This is a genomic window from Alistipes timonensis JC136, from assembly GCF_900107675.1.
Classification (GTDB): domain Bacteria; phylum Bacteroidota; class Bacteroidia; order Bacteroidales; family Rikenellaceae; genus Alistipes; species Alistipes timonensis.
On sequence record NZ_FNRI01000016.1, the window covers coordinates 1 to 3,529 of the forward strand.

At 57.7% G+C, this 3,529-nt stretch carries 4 protein-coding genes; all 4 read right to left on the minus strand.

The genetic code is table 11. The features are described from left to right. Window positions 1-47 precede the first annotated feature (47 nt). A complete protein-coding gene (locus BLU78_RS13790; protein WP_010266954.1) occupies window positions 48-1,172 on the minus strand; it encodes a dTDP-glucose 4,6-dehydratase in 1,125 nt (374 codons plus the stop codon). Window positions 1,173-1,175: 3 nt separating this feature from the next. Then, on the minus strand, window positions 1,176-2,060 hold the full coding sequence (gene rfbD, locus BLU78_RS13795; RefSeq protein WP_010266957.1) for a dTDP-4-dehydrorhamnose reductase: 885 nt from the start codon (window positions 2,058-2,060) through the stop codon (window positions 1,176-1,178). Then, window positions 2,057-2,632, minus strand: coding sequence for a dTDP-4-dehydrorhamnose 3,5-epimerase (gene rfbC / locus BLU78_RS13800; RefSeq protein WP_026020886.1), 576 nt, complete (start codon window positions 2,630-2,632; stop codon window positions 2,057-2,059). The genes rfbD and rfbC overlap by 4 nt, the downstream gene beginning before the upstream one ends. Window positions 2,633-2,647: 15 nt before the next feature. Then, window positions 2,648-3,529: glucose-1-phosphate thymidylyltransferase RfbA (rfbA, locus tag BLU78_RS13805; RefSeq protein ID WP_074712155.1), on the minus strand; the 882-nt coding region annotated here is incomplete at its 5' end.

Here is a 3,529-nt window from a genome sequence, read left to right on the forward strand (position 1 = left end):
TCCGCAGCCATTGATAATCAACGAATCAAATGAAAGTCCCGAATGCCCTACGACCGGCTTCCGTACATATTCGCGTAATAATTCTCATACTCTCCGGAGGTGATGTTGTCCAGCCACGCCTGATTGTCCAGATACCACCTCACCGTCCGCTCGATGCCCTCCTCGAACTGTAAACTGGGCTCCCAACCCAACTCCCGCTTCAACTTGCGCGAGTCGATCGCATAGCGCAGGTCGTGACCCTTGCGATCGGTGACATAAGTGATCAGTTCGTCCGAAAAGCCCTCGGGATTCCCCAGCAACCTGTCCACCGTCCGGATGATTACCCGCACGATGTCGATGTTCTTCCACTCGTTGAAGCCCCCGATGTTATACGTTTCCGAAACCTTTCCTTTGTGGAAAATCGTGTCGATCGCCCGCGCATGGTCCTCGACATAGAGCCAGTCGCGCACGTTCTCGCCCCTGCCGTATACCGGAAGCGGCTTGCGGTGGCGGATATTATTGATGAACAACGGGATCAACTTCTCCGGAAATTGGTAAGGACCATAGTTGTTCGAACAGTTGGTCACCAGCGTCGGCATGCCGTACGTATCGTGGTAGGCCCGCACGAAGTGGTCCGACGACGCTTTCGAGGCGCTGTACGGCGAATGCGGATCGTACTTCGTGTCTTCCGTGAAAAATTCGTCCCCGTAGACCTCGTGCGCCGATACCGCATCCCGGCGACCCTCGGGGCAGGTCAGCGACAGGGCCCCGTACACCTCGTCCGTCGAGATGTGGTAGAAGAGTTTGCCGTCATATCTTTCCTCGCGGGATTCCCAGTACGCCCGCGCAGCTTCCAGCAGCGAGAGCGTGCCCAGTACGTTGGTCTTCGCAAACGTGAACGGGTCTTTGATCGAGCGGTCCACATGGCTCTCCGCGGCAAGATGGATCACTCCGTCCACCTCATACTCCCGCATCAGCGCCGACATGCAATCGTAGTCGCAGATATCCGCCCTGACAAAGACATAGTTCGGGGCCTGCTCCACGTCCCGGAGATTCGCAAGGTTGCCCGCATAGGTCAGTTTGTCGGCATTGACGATCCGGTAATCCGGATATTTCTTCACGAAAAGGCGCACTACGTGGCTCCCGATAAAGCCCGCACCGCCCGTGATGAGAAGATTGCGTTTGAAATCCATCACTTATCTCTTCTTTACGATATTTGCAATGCACTTTTCGAGCGAGTCCCGCCAATAGGGAATCTCAAGGCCGAAGGTCGTCCTGAACTTCGTCTTGTCCAGAACCGAGTAGGAGGGCCGCTTCACTTTCGACGGAAACTCGTCGCTGTGGCACGGCTGAATATCGCACCGACGATGGCCCGCATATTCGGCAATCGCCTTCGTGAAGTCGTACCACGAGCACACGCCCTCGTTCGAATAGTGGTAGGTACCCTCGCGTCCTTCGAACAGACGACGCTCCACGATTCCGAAGATCGCTCCGGCGAGGTCCCCGGCATAGGTCGGAGTGCCCGCCTGGTCGAAAACCACTTTCAGCTCCTCTTTTTCTTCCGTCAGGCGCAGCATCGTCTTCACGAAATTCGCACCGTCCTCCGAATAGAGCCACGCCGTGCGAAAGATCAGGTGGCGACAGCCCGATGCGCGTACCGCCTCCTCACCCTGAAGCTTCGTCACTCCGTAAACGCCCGTGGGCGTACCCTTCTGCTCCTCGCGGCACGGCGTGTTGTAGGGATCGCCGCCGAAAACATAGTCCGTCGAAATGTGTATCAGCACCCCGCCGCTCTTTTGCATCGCATTCGCAAGGTATCCAACCGCCGTAGCGTTCAGCAACTCCGCACGTGCCGCGTCGTCCTCGGCACGGTCCACATTCGTATAGGCTGCGCAGTTCACCACGACGCCGATCCCGTGTTCACGGATGAAGCCCTCCACCGCCTCCGCGTCCGTGATGTCGAGCCGCAGGGTATCGTCCCCCGCAACGTCCGTAAAAAAGTAACGGTCCGACGAGGCGGCTGAGGCCCGCCGGAGCGCCCGCCCCAACTGTCCCTCGGAGCCCGTAACCAAGATATTCATAACTTGTAAAGGTCTTCGTTGTAATCGAACGGCGAGATGAAATCCCGCAGAAGCGGATGTCGTGTATCTTTCTCGCTCAGGATGGCTTCCTCCGCCGGAATCCGCCAGTCGATACCCAGCGACGCATCCCGTATCGAGATGCCGCCGTCCGCCTCCGGAGCATAGTAGTTGTCGCACTTGTACTGGAAAACGGCCTCTTCGCTCAACACGGCGAAACCGTGGGCAAAACCCCGCGGAATGAACAGTTGGAGGTGATTCTCCTCCGTAAGTTCCACAGCAACGTGCTGCCCGTACGTCGGGCTCCCCCGGCGGATGTCCACCGCAACGTCCAGAACCGCACCGCGCACGCACCGCACCAACTTCGACTGGGCATGAGGAGGACGCTGGAAATGAAGGCCCCGCAGCACCCCGCAGGTCGAGCGCGACTCGTTGTCCTGAACGAAATCCGCCGCACGAACCTTGTCGCTGAAATCCCGCTGCGAGAAACTCTCGAAAAAGTAACCCCGCGCATCCCGGAAAAGGCGCGGCTCGACGATAACCACGCCTTCGATAGATGTCCGTATTATATTCATGGTCCTGAGTTGTAATCAAAGATTCGATTCGCCCGTACGTTCCAGCTCCCCGATAACTTTCAGCAAGTACTGCCCGTACTGGTTCTTCAACAGCGGAGCCGCCACTTCGCGCAGTTTATCCGTGTCGATCCAGCCCTGCCGGTAGGCAATGCCCTCCAGACAGGCGATCTTTAGTCCCTGACGTTTCTCGATAACCTCGATGAACGTCGAAGCCTCGCTCAGCGAGTCGTGCGTTCCCGTATCCAACCACGCGAAGCCCCGCCCCAAGGTCTGCACCTTTAACTTGCCGGCCGAAAGAAAACGCTGGTTAACCGTCGTGATCTCCAACTCCCCGCGGGACGAAGGCTCGATCGTTTTAGCCGTTGCGACCACCCTGTTCGGATAGAAATAGAGGCCCACCACCGCGTAGTTCGATTTCGGATGCTGCGGCTTCTCTTCGATCGAAAGGCAATTCCCCGATTTGTCGAATTCTGCAACTCCATAACGCTCCGGGTCATCCACCCAGTAGCCGAACACCGTAGCGTTGCCATCCTCCTCGGCCGTGCGGACCGCCTCCCGAAGCATGCCCGAGAAGCCCGCTCCGTGGAAAATGTTGTCCCCCAGAACAAGGCACACCGAGTCATCGCCGATGAATTCCGCTCCGATCAAAAATGCCTGAGCCAGACCGTCCGGGGACGGCTGTTCCGCGTACTCCAGGCGGATTCCATAATCCGAACCGTCGCCCAGCAGACGACGGAAGCCCGGAAGGTCCTGAGGTGTCGAAATCAATAATATCTCGCGAATACCCGCAAGCATTAAAACCGACAGCGGATAATAGACCATCGGCTTGTCGTAGACCGGTAGCAATTGTTTGCTAACCCCCTTGGTGATCGGGTAAAGACGCGTGCCCGAACCGCC